This is a genomic window from Anaerosporobacter mobilis DSM 15930, assembly GCF_900142955.1.
GTDB classification, from domain to species: domain Bacteria; phylum Bacillota; class Clostridia; order Lachnospirales; family Lachnospiraceae; genus Anaerosporobacter; species Anaerosporobacter mobilis.
Genome location: NZ_FRCP01000025.1, coordinates 1 through 13,182, shown reverse-complemented (window position 1 = coordinate 13,182; position 13,182 = coordinate 1). Strand labels below are relative to the sequence as shown.

The following is a 13,182-nucleotide window of genomic DNA, read 5'->3' as shown; positions in this document are numbered from 1 at the left end:
ACCAACTCCTTTCAAACACACATAAACACACAGGAACTGTCATAAATATACCATTAAGTAAAAAGGTTGTCAATATAGTTTTTTTTGCTATACCATTAATTGTAACATTGACAAAAAATTATTAAAGTCGTATAATATCAACAAGTGATAATTAGTAATAATTACTATTACTAAAATTAAATTATATAAGGAGATAATTCTATGGAAAAAATAGTTGTTGTTGGAGCAAATCATGCAGGTACGGCTGCAATTAATACGATACTTGATAACTATAAGGATAAAGAAGTGGCAACTTTTGATGCGAATAGCAATATCAGTTTTCTTGGATGTGGAATGGCTCTATGGATTGGAAAGCAGATTGCGGGTCCATCAGGATTATTTTATTCAGATAAAGAGAAATTAGAGAATAAAGGTGCGAAAGTTTATATGGAAACTCCTGTTGATTCCATTGATTATGATAACAAGGTTATCTATGCGACTGGTAAGAATGGTGAGAAATATGCGCAAGAATATGATAAGTTAATACTTGCTACAGGTTCTCTTCCAATAGCTCCTCCTATTAAAGGTTCTGATTTAGAAAATGTTCAATTCGTTAAACTATATCAGAATGCGCAAGAGGTAATTGATAAGTTAGAGAGTGGAGCTATTAAGAATGTAGTCGTAGTAGGTGCAGGTTACATTGGTGTTGAATTAGCAGAAGCGTTCAAACGTAATGGCAACGATGTAACATTAGTAGATATGGCTGATACTTGTCTTAGTGGATACTATGATAAAGAATATACAGACCGTATGACCAACCATCTAGAAGAGAATGGGATTCGTCTTGCATTTGGTCAATCTGTGAAAGAAATTAAGGGAACAACAAAGGTTGAGTCTGTTGTAACTGACAAAGAAGAATTTAAAGCAGACATGGTCGTACTTTGTATTGGATTTAAGCCTAACACCACTATTGGAGATGGCAAGCTAGAAACATTTAAGAATGGTGCGTTCTTGGTAAATGAAAAACAGGAGACAAGTATCAAAGATGTATATGCAATTGGTGACTGTGCAACTGTTTATGATAATGCAACGAGTGATACGGATTATATTGCTTTAGCGTCTAATGCGGTTCGTTCAGGAATTATTGCTGCACATAACGCTTGTGGAACGGAGATTGCAACGGAAGGTGTGCAAGGAACGAATGGTATTAGTATCTTTGGCTTTAATATGCTATCCACAGGATTAACTCTAACTAAGGCTAAGAATATGGGAATCAATGCAGAAGCAACCGATTTTGAAGATTGGCAAAAACCTTTATTCATTGAGCATGATAATTTTAAAGTTAAACTAAGAATTGTATATGACAAAGATACAAGAGTAATTCTTGGTGCGCAGATGTGTTCTGACCATGACATTTCTTTGGCAATTCATTTCTTTAGTTTAGCAGTACAAGAGAAGTTAACAATTGATAAGATGAAATTGTTTGATGCATTTTTCTTACCACATTTCAATCAACCATATAACTACATTACAATGGCTGCATTACAAGCAAAATAGGGAAGACGGAGGGATGAAGATGATATTTTTAGAATATCCGAAGTGTACAACATGTAAGAAAGCGAAGAAATGGTTAGAAGAGCATAACGTTTCGTTTACGGATAGAGACATTAAACTTGACAATCCAACAGCTGAGGAACTAAAAACATGGTATACAAGAAGTGATATGCCTCTTAAGAAGTTCTTTAATACAAGTGGGAATCTTTATAAAGAGCTTGGACTGAAAGATAAGTTGCCAACAATGTCAGAAGAGGAACAGTTAGACTTATTAGCTACAGACGGAATGCTAGTAAAACGTCCACTTATTATTACAGAAGAATTTGTATTAATTGGTTTTAAAGAACAGGAATGGGAAGATAAACTGGGCTAATCCATCTGAATAGATTATTCTAATATAGGAGAATATAAGAATAAGTTGTTATATTTGACTATAAAGGAGTAATGATTATGAAGAATAGAACGATTCTGTTAACATTAATTGTATATGCTATTGTTGTGTTCACTGGTTGTACTTCAGGCAAGGATGAGGGAGATTACAATGCTCCTGCAATTGATACTCCTGGTAATAAAAAGTTATCTGATTCAGAAACAATTGAGAAGTATATAGCTACGATTGGGAAACCTGATAATGCAATTACTAATATATTAGGCGATGGCAAATCAACTATGGCTGATGGTACCAATTCAGTACAATTAAGAAGATATAATACGAATTTGTTTGGAGAATCCCTATCAATGATTACTTCTTTACAAGATGGTAATGTTACGGATATGTCAATTACACCCGAGACGGGAACATATGGGGAGTGGTTTAATAGAATTACTGGATCACTTGGAAACCCTGATGAGACAATTGAAGCATATAAAAATCAAAATCAAGAAGTACGAGCAAGTGCTTGGAACTTAGATGATGGAAGTCTTACCTTACAATCAGCTTGTGGAACGGTATTGTTAAGAATGAATGGAAGAGTAAAAAAATGAGGCATTGCCTCATTTTTTTATTTTTTTTGCCTAATTTTTATTCCCATTTAAAGAAGCGAATGGAGATACCAATACAGATTATAGATAGAAGGATCATAAGTATAATTGGTAGAACAACGTCATTAATAGGTAACCCTAATGCTGATGCTTTGATAAGTTTTATCCCTTGTGTTAGAGGAAGAAGATCAGCTACTTTTTGAAGGGAGGAGGGCATTACTTCATAAGGAAGAGTTGCCCCTGAGAAGAGTAGCATTGGGAAATATAATAAGCTTGCAATGACGCTAGCACTTTTTATATCTCTAGCGATTCCCCCCACCATCATTCCTATGCTAAACATAGATAGCATAACTAGAAGATAGCTACCGGTAAAATATAGTAATGATCCAGCCATTTCATAATGGAAGAAAATCTTAGCGGTCGCATATACAAGTAAGAGGGAAGCGATGGAGTAAATGGTATAGATACTTACTTGAACAGCCAAGATTAAGGTAGGACTTGATGGAGTAACCTGAAGTCTCTTTAGAATCTTACGATTACGGTAATCTGATATCACTAAAGGTAGTCCCATTACGCCACCTGCACAGATAGCTATTGTTGATATCGCACCAAAAGACTGTTCAAAGAAGGTGTAGGAGGCTCCTTCGAAGGCAGGTTTATTACGGAACATACTACCTAATAGGATGGTTACAACGATAGGCATACAGATAGCAAATATGAACATATCTATGCCTCTTAGGGATAATTGGAATTCTGTTTTTAACATTGCTTTATAGGCCTTCATCTTCATTCTCCTCCTCGTCTGTAAACCAAAGATAAGCATCTTCTAGTTTTTCATAAGGGCTTGTATTAATAGCTTCTTGTATCGTTCCGCAGAAGATCAATTCTCCCCTTTTAAGAATTCCGATACGATCACAAAGGACTTCAACCTCGTCCATAAAATGTGAGGATAGTAGAATCGTTAATCCATCTGACTTTAATTTATCTAGGCATCGCCACACATCTCTTCTTGCTTTGGGATCAAGCCCGGTTGTTAATTCGTCTAAGAAGACTACTTCGGGATTAGAAATTAATGCAACTACAATAAACAACCGTTGTTTTTGTCCACCTGAGAGCTCACTAATGAATGCTTTCTCTTTATCAGCTAGACCGAATTGTTCTAGTAAGCCATGATAATCGTTAAAGGTCTTATAAAGGGACATGGTTTCCTCACACAACTCCCCTACCCTGATTTTATCTGGATAATTTGTAGATTGAAATTGAACTCCAACTCGTTCAAATAATTGTTTGCGGTGGCTCTTAGGATTAAGACCGAGTACGGATATTCTTCCACTGTCTGCAGTTTTAGTTCCAAGGATGCATTCGATAGCAGTGCTTTTTCCAGCACCATTAGCGCCTAGTAAGCCAAATACCTCTCCACGCTTAATCTGAAGGTTCAGATTACAGACGGCGGGAATTTCATTATAAGATTTGTTTAGTTGTTCTACATGAATAGTAGTTTCCATAGTTACCTCCTTATTAATGTGTTACATGCAGCTGAGAGACTGTATCATTAGAATACTTTCTTCATCAACTTACAAAAGAATAACACCAGAACAAAGTCTGGTGTTAAAGTGGAGGGTTTATTTATATTTCGTTTTCATTTCCTCTAATAATTTAACTATTTCATTTGCATTCGATGTAGCGTGTTCTAGGGAGGTTAATAATTGATCGCATGCAGTAATAATATCATCTTCTGCATTTGAAGTGTTGATTGCTGTACGTATATTGGCCCGTGGGTCGTCTGATAATGCGGATAACATCCGAAGGATAGAGGCTAGAGAGTAATTGGCACAACGAAGAGATTTGATAATCTTAAGTGTAGAGATATCCGAACTAGTATACACGCGGTACCCATTCTCCTTTCGTTTGGCTGTAAACAACCCATTCAGTTCCCAGTTACGTAAGGTATCTATGGTAATATGAAGATAATCAGCAGTTTCTTTTCGTGTTAAATAACAGTCTTCTTCATACATGGAATCTCCTAATAAAGCATGTTCTACAATCGAAATCGCTTCTTCTGCATTATGTCGTTCTGCAACAATATTCTCGAGATAGGTAGAGGTTAATACAAGTGCTTTATCAAAATCACATCTAGCAGACGTTTTAATTATGTTGATTGCTTGTTTTCGTAAGCCACTCTGTAGAACTTCGACTTGTAAGGCTAGGCGAGCTAACCGAAACTGATCTATATGAAGGTCTGTGAATATTCGATATCCATTGGCATTTCTTTTAGGCTTAGATATAAATTCTATCTCTTCGTATAAGCGTACGGTATTGGGATGGATACCTATTATCTTTGCTATTTCTGAAGTAGAATAAGTTGATTTCATGGTATACTCGCCCCTAAATATTATTTATGAAAGAACGCAACAGCAATTGCACCAGGACCTGCATGTGTTCCAATTGTACTTCCAATTGTACTGATTGGAAGTGTATCTACGTTCCCTTCCCAGATATGGTTACTGTCCTTAATGTATTTTTGTAGAAGAGTATCTTCTAAACCAGTATAGCCAAGGGTTAGTGGCATTGAAAAATCAATACCTCCACTTTTATTAATTAATTCAATTAACATGTTATTGCCATTCTTAGAACCTCTGGCTTTACCTAGAATAGTAACTTCACCATCTTGAATTGTAATAACCGGTTTGATGGATAATAATCCACCAGCAAAGGCAGCAGTTTTAGAGATACGGCCACCACGTTTTAGATATTCTAATGTGTCAAGTAAAGCAAGTAAGCAAACTTTCTTTTTCTTCTGATTGAGTTCATCAGCAATTTCTAAAGCGCTAAGACCTTCATCACGAAGACGTACTGCCTCACGAACAAGGATCTGTTCTCCTAAACATACATTCTCACTATCTACAATATGAATACAATCTTCATAACCATCTAAAGCAATATGAGCACTGGAATTGGTTCCTGATAATTTGGCGGATATTGTTATTACAACAGCAGTTTCCCCAGCAGATTTAATTTGTCCATATAATTGTTCAAAATCATATGGAGGGACCTGACTTGTTGTTGGCATACAATCGCCTTCTACTAACTTTTCATAGAATTCAAAAGGGGAGAGTGTAATGCCATCAAGATATTCTACTCCTCCGAATAATGTTTTCAGTGGTAAAAAGTCAAGCCCTAACTGATCTGCTTCCGCTTTTGATATATCACATGCGGAATCTATAATAATACGTGTTTTCATAATTTCCAACCTTTCTACTTACATAATCCTATATATCTCATTGTTTCAAAATTCACTTTTATATATCTTAATCCTTTCAAAGTAGTTCAATAAGTGAGCGGTTTTCTTGTTGAGATTACTATACCGTATAACAAAACCAGTGTCAATAAAAATATTTTGATTATCAAAGTATTTTTTTGACACTGGTTTTAGTAGGATAGAAGCAAGGAATAAAATATTATAGCTGTATGTATTCTTTTGGAGCAAAATTAGTATCCATTGTCCATGTGGTTGCCTTACCATGTTTCATACAAAGAACTTGCAAAGAGTTATAGAAATCGCTTAGTTCACCGTTAGTAGTCCAAGCTTTTAAAAAAGTTCTGGTAGGGTGATTTACAATTTCGTCTTTAAGATTATTGTCATCAAGGATTGTTAGTTCTCCAGAAATACGGATCTGTACACCATCGCAGTCAAAACAGAATTCCGCTTTAGGATTTTTCTCGATTTGTGAGAATAAGTCTTTACTACGTGCGGTATGAAAGATAATACCGTTTTCATCAGCACGATAAAGTAAAACAGCTCGAGTGTGCGGTTGGTCACCGTCAACAGTTGCAACGTGAAAGGCCGGATGTGAATTAAGTTGTTGAAAGATCTCTTCTTTAGACATATGATTTCCTCCGTTTTATATGTAATGAGTTGTGATATTGGGTTACTACTTGTGTCCGCTGATAGTAGGCTGAAGGACGTAGTTCCAATTGTTTACTGATTTAGTTATCATAACAGAGAGAAAAGGAGAAATATTTCAAAATAACATCATCTTGTATAAAGATACAATCAAATTATTGTGGATAAGAGTTGCGATATTCAGTAGGGGTTATCCCTATTTTTTTCTGGAAGGTGGAGGAGAAGTGTGCATTACTGTTAAAACCGCATTTAAGTGAAATTTCTGTTATGGAATGGTCATACCTTCGAAGTAATTTCTTAGCTCGAGTTAGGCGAATATCAATTAGATAATCAATTGGAGTCATATTCATTTCCTTTTTAAAGACCCGATTAAAATGAGCGACAGACATATTCGATAAGGCAGCTAAAGAGTTGACCGTAATAGATTCGTCTAGGTGCTGTTCTATATAGTGTTGTGCACGTGCTATCCCATAATTCGATGAAATCGATCGAAGATCATAGTTTTCTTGTAAAATACTTCTTATCAACCAGTGCGTAATTATTGTACTTTGAGCAGTAAGTGTAATATCACTATTCTTCATCTCCTTGTTCGATTCAAAAGCGAATATATTTAATGTCTTTAGGATGTCATGACACAAAGGAAATTGAAGAGAATTAAATTGTGGAACTGAGGATGCATAGAGTAAATATTGGCTTTCAAAATATTGTTTGTCAATTAGGATACAATAGTAGTGCAGAAGGTCTGGACCAGTATCTTGGTGTTTAATTTGTGGAGATAAAGCAATCGATAAGTAATAATTATCCGGAATCTCTATATCCACACTATTCACACTGCCGTAAGTTGTAGGATCAAAGTATATGATAAACATATAAGAAGGATGCGTGTGATCCGGCTTAATAGCATATTGGCATTGTCCCATACTTGGTATGAAGATGCCGATTTTATCGTAGACATAACAATCCACATATCTTAAATCTTCCTTTGTCACGTTTTCGCCCACTAGAGATTTGATTTTATCAATTGAATGCATAGAAACCTCCGACTTAAACTTAGTAACTCAAACTTCGTACTTGAAGATTTCAAGGAGTAGGGAACTGCTATAATAGGCAAAAAGCCTGCTCTTGCTTAGCTTCATACGTAGCAGTACTACGATTTCACATTGCAAAATCAAGTACTGACGTGTTGAGATAGTTTTTCTTATGAATATGGAAATTATCTACACTAAGAGAAGTTTTTTATGTGCGAAGTTTGAGTTTACTAAAATTAAATATAAATTTTTTACAGTATACCATTTTGTGGTATATAAATGCAATAGAATGATTCGGGAGTTAAAAGGTCATAAACAACGTAGAAAATCCCCTATGAATCTTTCCAAATTTCTATCTGGAAAGATTCATAGGGGATTACGTTACTATATTATGCCACTTGCTCACCATTTACATATAGGTGATAACCATTTGTATTCACACTAGTTAAGTCACCATTAAAGGAAGTTACATAACTATCACCAGTAAGAGCCCATGTAGAGTCGGCATCTATAGTTACAGATACTGTACCAGCAGCGCCAGTGGTGTTTATAGTACCTTTGAAGTTAGTTCTATCTTTCATAGTCATATTAAGTGTTGAGATGGAATCACAGATTATATTGCCTTCCATTGTTTGTGATTCAGCAACGAAATTCACAGTACCACCATTGGAACCTTTAGTACCCCAACCACGGCTAGAATCATTACCTGCAACAGTAAGTAAATTATCATTAGCTAATGTAAGTGAAACATCAGATAGAGTAATATCACAGTTTGTATTGGTAACGTAGAAGAGGTCACCATTTTTAGAAGTTAAGCTGCCACCATTCATTGTGAACGAAGCATCACCGAGTGCAGCGTCACCAGACATACTCTGATAAATCATTACGCAGTGAATGTTTTCCTCCCCTTCTTGATAGGTACCAGTCATATTGCCAGTTAGATTACAGTTTGTTAAGGATACGGAATTCTTTCCTTCAACAACAACTGCTTCCGAATTGTTAGCATTAAGAGTGGCATCACTAACGCCAATATTGGCGGTACTGTAGATAGCAGGGCTACCGGTTCCGTTCGTCACATAAGAACCACCAGTAACAGTAACATTACCGCCACCACGGTCGCTTCGAATGGCAGCAGCAGAGTTACCTTCCGTTTGTACATCAAGATTGGTTGCATTCGTGGTACCGCCACCAGTTGTTTGAATACCACCGGAATTGTTATTGGTTGTTCGAATGGTTGAATTGGAGATATTAACGGTAGTTCCTTCTCCGTAACTGAACACACCGTTCCCGTTAACAGCGGTAGTATTAACCGTGGCATTGTCTATGGAAACGGTAGCACCATTAAGAGCTAATAAACCTGCATTTTGACCATAGAAGTCACCATTTTCTGTATTGGAAGATTTACCGCCTGTTTTTTCAACTGTTATTCCGTCTAAACGAACGGTTGCACCATCAACACGAAGTGCATTCTCATCATCTCCTGTAGAAGTATATTTCTCATCAGCGATTTCAGAATCTAATTCAATGGTATTGGCAGAGGTTCCGTTTGTTACGGTAGAACTTCCACCAAATCCACCACCACTTTGAAGATTCTTAACGACAATCGAAGTTGCATTGTTATTCTCGTCAAGAGTTAATTCTAGAACGGAATTAACTGTTATATTATCAAGGGAACCTTCTTCGCTACCTTGTAGGAAGTCAACGGTTATTGCAGTATCATCAGTAACAGTGAAGGTAATGGTATCCGTTCCTTCTACGAAAGTTGTTCCACCACCGGGATTTCTGGAAGGCATACCAGAAGGAGCATTGCCACTGTTATCAGTGCCATTATCAGTAGGCTTCTCGGGAGGAGTGGAGGCATCACCAGAAGGAGCATTGCCACTGCTATCGGTGCCATTATCTGTAGGCCTCTCGGGAGGAGTGGAGGCATCACCAGAAGGGGCGCTGCCACTGTTATCAGTACCATTATCAGCAGGCTTCTCGGGAGGAGTAGAAGCATCACCAGAAGGGGGTGTAGCATTAGCTCCTACATCCGTATTTAGATTACCTTTTATTGCAGTGATGCTATTGCCATCTACACTTTGAACCTTAGCATATACAGATTCCGATGCATTGGTATCCTCCGATATTTCCGTCGACTCAATGGTATCAGATGATATGGAATTTGTGTTATTGGATTTTCCACTACAAGCAACAAAGGTACTTGAAACTAGAGTTGCTGACAGACCTAGCACGAATAGTTTTTTATGTAAATACATTTTCCTCATAAAATTCTCCTTTCATTTTAATAAATTTTACTTATTAAGGAATATTATACTTAGATTATAAAAGGTAGATGTATTTGAACTGTGAAGATAATGTGTTTATTTAATGAACATTTGCTTATATCAGAACCTAAAAAATAATACACCTTATAAAATACTTAACACAGTAAAAACTTAATAGATATCTTGTAAAAATAACGATTAGTATTTATAATAGAAAAATCTTAGATATAAGTGGTTTTATAGGCAAAAGAAAATGTAATAAGTTACAGAGAAAGGAATTAACAGATCGCTATTTGGTTTGTTTGGTATCAGAATGAAAGCTTTCAAGAGCTTGGAGATTCCTCCATTAGGCATGAGAATTGTTAAGTCTGCAATAGCAGTAGGATTATGTTACGTGGTTGCTATGTTTCGGGAGGGAAACGGAATTGTATTCTACTCACAATTGGCAGCATTATGGTGCATGCAACATTATGTGAAAAACAGTTTAAGTAGTGCAAAGCAAAGAACAGTTGGTACAATAATTGGTGCTCTTTATGCACTTGTGGTTATATTAGTTAGTAATAAGTTCCATATATCACCAGAAGAACATTCGATGATTTACAGTATTGTAGTGACTTTAATGATTATCGTTGTTATCTATACAACTGTTATTATTAATAAGAAGCAGGCATCCTACTTTTCATGCGTTGTTTTCTTAAGTATTGTAGTGAATCACTTAGCGGATCAGAATCCGTATCTATTCGTTTGGAATCGTTTCTTAGATACGATGATTGGTATTATCATTGGTTTAGGCGTTAATGCATTTCATTTGCCAAAGAAAAAGAATAGAGATATCCTATTCCTTTCTGGACTTGATGATACTTTGTTGAACAAGAATGATAACATGACAGGGTACAGTCAGTTTGAATTAAATCGTATACTTGATGATGGTGCCAAGTTTACCATATCAACAAAGCGTACGCCAGCGTCTATGATGGAACCAATGCAAGGGATTCATCTGAATTTACCTGTAATAGCTATGGATGGTGCGGTATTGTTCGATATTAAGCAAAAGAGGTATCTGAAGAAATATGTTATCTCCTATGATAAAGCCAAGGAGATGATTGATTTATTCGAAGAAAATGAGCTTAATTATTTTGTAAATGTAGTAATTGATGACATGCTTGTAATCTACTATCAGGATATGGAGGATGAAGTTCAGAATAATCTTGTAACAACGATGAGACGTTCTCCTTTTAGAAACTATGTTAAGAGACAGTTACCTGAGGATGAAGAAGTTGTATATCTTATAATTCTTGATAAGATTGATACAATGGAACGATTCTATAAGGTATTAGAAGAAAAGGGATACACGGAGCAGTATAAAGTTATGAAATATAACTCCGATGATTATCCTGGTTATGCGTACATCAAAATCTATAACAAGAATGCAAGTAAGAGCAATATGTTAGAATACCTAAAACAAGATTTAGGGATTGAAAAGGTTGTTACCTTTGGAACTATACCTAACAAGTATGATGTGCTCATTGAACCTGGAGATATGAATCAAGTAGTACGGGTGATTAGGAAGATGTATGAACCAGTGAAGTTAGGATTTAAAAAATACTGAAATAGTAAAAGTTGTTCCTTTTAACTAGTTCTATGTCTTGAAGTTATTTGATAATCAAAGAAGGCGGTATTATTTATTGCAAAAAAGGAATACTAAATTATGTATTTACAAGAAAGTTCTTATTTGTTATGATGTAGAAAGAAACTGTAGCTAATAAGCTACAACAAAAGAATATAGTAAAAGAGGGATAAGATGAATAACTAATCGATAATTCGTTACAACAGAAATGCTTTCAGATACCTGTAGTATATCAGGTATATTTCTGTTACCGATTTATGGATTAGTATATGCATCGATTGAATCAGAGGCAATTGTTTTTATTGCTTCTATCAGAATAATTCCAATAGCGGTTTTGTTATTGGTTTCAATCCTTTCGTATAGAATCTGTTTTCGGTATTTTGCTGAAGGCAGATTTTTTTAGTTGAGATGGCTCTTTGTCAAGTGTTGGGGTGCGAGGTGCGTTGCACCCGCACCAATACTGGATAGAGAGCTGTTTTTATGTTTTGTTCTATAGTATCTATTTCAGAGCATGCAAAAAAAGCCAAGTGCCAGTCTGTTAAATTATGTTAGTTGCTATGCAAGATTCTAGTACGGAATCTTTTGAAATTGCGTATTCCATAAGATGTACGTTTTATTACTTTGATTTTGTTATTAAAACCTTCCGTAGGTCCATTGGTGATTCTATATTTAAACGCATTTAGTATTCCTTCGGACCAATGTCTATAAGTAGCAGCACACTTTTCAAATTCAGGAATGTCGCACTTTTCAGCCATCTTAATCCAATCCCAAAAGTCAAGTCTTTGCTTTTTGTACTGATTGCATTGGCAAATGTCATAAAAATCTTCTTTTAGTCGATGAGCTAAACGTAAGTCATCACTGTATTGAAGCATTAAGTCACATGCTTTTTTACTTTCATCCTTTAATGTATAATATCTAGCAAGAATCAACTTATGGCTACGTTTGTAGTATTTACGTAGAGATGGAATCATTGATGTCTGTAATCTCTTTCTTACATTCTCAATTGCCCAAGTAACCTGTCTGATAAAATGATATTTATCAATAATAACCTTAGCATTCGGAAAATATGTATGCGCGATATCTACATAAGGTTGCCACATATCACATACAAAATATTTTACACGATAACGTTCTGAACGATTTATTTTTCTGAAGTATTCTGAAAGGTGAGGCTGCGTACGATCAGGAAGAATATCAAGGATAGTTCGTTTCTTAGGATTTACAAGAATACATTGATATTTACCTGTTTCAGCGTTACCTTTGAATTCATCAATTGAAATAGAATCACCTAATTTGGGGCAATCATAGCCTATGGTATCAAGTATACGAATCACAGTATTGATTGATAAATTTGTGATTTCAGCAACTTTTTTGATAGAAACGGTATTTCTAAGTAAATCAACAGTTTTCATAGTGAGTCTTCTGGTTCTTTGCTGGTATCTGGACAAGAATGAATACGATTCAAAAAAGCGTTTCCCACAAGAACAAATATACCTGCGTTTTCTTAAAACAAGATAGCAATCCTTCAACTGAAAAGGTAAATCCTTTATTTTTTGCATACGGTAGTCGTGAATTCGTTTTGTCTCGTTTCCACAAGCGGGGCATGTGTGTAAAGTAGGTTTTGTTTCAATGTGAATTTCAATAAAATGATCTGCTTGGGTAATTTTTTTTACTTTAACATCTTTTAAATCTAGTAATTTATTGATATAATTAGATAGCATTTATATGCACCTCCGAGTGATTGTTGGCTAGACTGGCACTTGGAGGTCTTTTTTATTATAAAATAAAATATTGGAGTTTACGAGTCTAAATCGTATACCCCAACATTTATTATAGAGCCGT

At 35.6% G+C, this 13,182-nt stretch carries 12 protein-coding genes; 4 read left to right on the top strand and 8 right to left on the bottom strand.

Features of this window, described 5'->3' with window-relative positions; translation table 11 throughout:
• The first annotated feature begins 201 nt into the window (after positions 1–201).
• The 3 genes from nox to BUB90_RS20740 all read left to right on the top strand — a co-directional run bounded on the left by nox (position 202) and on the right by BUB90_RS20740 (position 2,517).
• On the top strand, positions 202–1,536 hold the full coding sequence (gene nox, locus BUB90_RS20750; protein ID WP_073291080.1) for a H2O-forming NADH oxidase: 1,335 nt from the start codon (positions 202–204) through the stop codon (positions 1,534–1,536).
• A gap of 19 nt (positions 1,537–1,555) precedes the next feature.
• Complete coding sequence (locus tag BUB90_RS20745; protein WP_330393820.1) at positions 1,556–1,906, top strand: arsenate reductase family protein; 351 nt, start codon at positions 1,556–1,558, stop codon at positions 1,904–1,906.
• A gap of 77 nt (positions 1,907–1,983) precedes the next feature.
• The gene (locus BUB90_RS20740) at positions 1,984–2,517 is read left to right on the top strand and encodes a hypothetical protein (protein WP_073291075.1); all 534 of its coding nucleotides are present in this window, start codon (positions 1,984–1,986) and stop codon (positions 2,515–2,517) included.
• 37 nt (positions 2,518–2,554) lie between these two features.
• On the opposite strand, the gene BUB90_RS20735 is transcribed toward BUB90_RS20740, so the two are convergent.
• The 7 genes from BUB90_RS20735 to BUB90_RS24070 all read right to left on the bottom strand — a co-directional run bounded on the left by BUB90_RS20735 (position 2,555) and on the right by BUB90_RS24070 (position 9,713).
• The gene (locus BUB90_RS20735; protein WP_073291073.1) at positions 2,555–3,298 is read right to left on the bottom strand and encodes an ABC transporter permease; all 744 of its coding nucleotides are present in this window, start codon (positions 3,296–3,298) and stop codon (positions 2,555–2,557) included.
• Positions 3,285–4,019: an ABC transporter ATP-binding protein gene (locus BUB90_RS20730; protein WP_073291071.1), complete on the bottom strand. Its 735-nt coding sequence runs from the start codon at positions 4,017–4,019 to the stop codon at positions 3,285–3,287. The genes BUB90_RS20735 and BUB90_RS20730 overlap by 14 nt, the downstream gene beginning before the upstream one ends.
• Positions 4,020–4,136: 117 nt before the next feature.
• On the bottom strand, positions 4,137–4,886 hold the full coding sequence (locus BUB90_RS20725; protein ID WP_073291069.1) for a MerR family transcriptional regulator: 750 nt from the start codon (positions 4,884–4,886) through the stop codon (positions 4,137–4,139).
• A gap of 20 nt (positions 4,887–4,906) precedes the next feature.
• On the bottom strand, positions 4,907–5,755 hold the full coding sequence (locus BUB90_RS20720; RefSeq protein WP_073291067.1) for a DegV family protein: 849 nt from the start codon (positions 5,753–5,755) through the stop codon (positions 4,907–4,909).
• A gap of 217 nt (positions 5,756–5,972) precedes the next feature.
• On the bottom strand, positions 5,973–6,401 hold the full coding sequence (locus tag BUB90_RS20715; protein ID WP_073291065.1) for a pyridoxamine 5'-phosphate oxidase family protein: 429 nt from the start codon (positions 6,399–6,401) through the stop codon (positions 5,973–5,975).
• Positions 6,402–6,573: 172 nt separating this feature from the next.
• On the bottom strand, positions 6,574–7,449 hold the full coding sequence (locus BUB90_RS20710; RefSeq protein ID WP_084139409.1) for an AraC family transcriptional regulator: 876 nt from the start codon (positions 7,447–7,449) through the stop codon (positions 6,574–6,576).
• Positions 7,450–7,835: 386 nt separating this feature from the next.
• Positions 7,836–9,713 carry a hypothetical protein gene (locus BUB90_RS24070; RefSeq protein WP_073291063.1) on the bottom strand — a complete coding sequence of 626 codons (1,878 nt, stop codon included), beginning with the start codon at positions 9,711–9,713 and terminating at the stop codon, positions 7,836–7,838.
• A 352-nt stretch (positions 9,714–10,065) separates the two neighbouring features.
• Here BUB90_RS24070 and BUB90_RS20700 point away from each other — a divergent pair, with 352 nt between their 5' ends.
• The gene (locus tag BUB90_RS20700) at positions 10,066–11,322 is read left to right on the top strand and encodes an HAD hydrolase family protein (RefSeq protein WP_170865552.1); all 1,257 of its coding nucleotides are present in this window, start codon (positions 10,066–10,068) and stop codon (positions 11,320–11,322) included.
• Positions 11,323–11,888: 566 nt separating this feature from the next.
• Here the strand turns inward: BUB90_RS20700 and BUB90_RS20695 are convergent.
• Positions 11,889–13,061 (bottom strand): ISL3 family transposase, encoded by a 1,173-nt coding sequence (locus BUB90_RS20695; protein WP_073289584.1) that lies wholly within the window; start codon positions 13,059–13,061, stop codon positions 11,889–11,891.
• Positions 13,062–13,182 lie beyond the last annotated feature (121 nt).

Excerpts from the sequence above, each read along its gene's own strand:
- nox (WP_073291080.1), top strand. The coding sequence starts at position 202 with ATGGAAAAAATAGTTGTTGTTGGAGCAAATCATGCAGGTACGGCTGCA.
- BUB90_RS20745 (WP_330393820.1), top strand. The coding sequence starts at position 1,556 with ATGATATTTTTAGAATATCCGAAGTGTACAACATGTAAGAAAGCGAAG.
- BUB90_RS20740 (WP_073291075.1), top strand. The coding sequence starts at position 1,984 with ATGAAGAATAGAACGATTCTGTTAACATTAATTGTATATGCTATTGTT.
- BUB90_RS20735 (WP_073291073.1), bottom strand. The coding sequence starts at position 3,298 with ATGAAGGCCTATAAAGCAATGTTAAAAACAGAATTCCAATTATCCCTA.
- BUB90_RS20730 (WP_073291071.1), bottom strand. The coding sequence starts at position 4,019 with ATGGAAACTACTATTCATGTAGAACAACTAAACAAATCTTATAATGAA.
- BUB90_RS20725 (WP_073291069.1), bottom strand. The coding sequence starts at position 4,886 with ATGAAATCAACTTATTCTACTTCAGAAATAGCAAAGATAATAGGTATC.
- BUB90_RS20720 (WP_073291067.1), bottom strand. The coding sequence starts at position 5,755 with ATGAAAACACGTATTATTATAGATTCCGCATGTGATATATCAAAAGCG.
- BUB90_RS20715 (WP_073291065.1), bottom strand. The coding sequence starts at position 6,401 with ATGTCTAAAGAAGAGATCTTTCAACAACTTAATTCACATCCGGCCTTT.
- BUB90_RS20710 (WP_084139409.1), bottom strand. The coding sequence starts at position 7,449 with ATGCATTCAATTGATAAAATCAAATCTCTAGTGGGCGAAAACGTGACA.
- BUB90_RS24070 (WP_073291063.1), bottom strand. The coding sequence starts at position 9,713 with ATGAGGAAAATGTATTTACATAAAAAACTATTCGTGCTAGGTCTGTCA.
- BUB90_RS20700 (WP_170865552.1), top strand. The coding sequence starts at position 10,066 with ATGAGAATTGTTAAGTCTGCAATAGCAGTAGGATTATGTTACGTGGTT.
- BUB90_RS20695 (WP_073289584.1), bottom strand. The coding sequence starts at position 13,061 with ATGCTATCTAATTATATCAATAAATTACTAGATTTAAAAGATGTTAAA.